The 259-nt window shown below is 45.9% G+C and carries 1 pseudogene; it reads right to left on the bottom strand.

The features are described 5' to 3' along the window. Positions 1–259: pseudogene (locus tag G5T77_RS11885) on the bottom strand (elongation factor Tu); the annotation flags it as partial.

Raw genomic sequence — 259 nt, 5'->3', positions numbered from 1 at the left:
AACTGTGTCTTTGATACCCACAATTTCAACTTCTTCACCAACTTTGATGATACCAGTTTCAACACGGCCAGTTACAACTGTACCACGGCCAGAAATTGAGAATACGTCTTCGATTGGCATCAAGAATGCTTGGTCGATTGCACGTTCTGGTTCTGGGATGTAAGAGTCAAGCGCTTCAACAAGAGCTACAACTGCGTCTTCACCGTATTGACCAGCTTCACCGTTCAGTGCAGCAAGTGCTGAACCACGGATTACAGGA

Origin of the sequence: Acinetobacter sp. GFQ9D191M (genome assembly GCF_011174875.1) — a bacterium.
Taxonomy (GTDB): Bacteria; Pseudomonadota; Gammaproteobacteria; order Pseudomonadales; family Moraxellaceae; genus Acinetobacter.
Note: the sequence above shows the minus strand (reverse complement) of the source record. Positions and strands in the feature narration are given on the sequence as shown.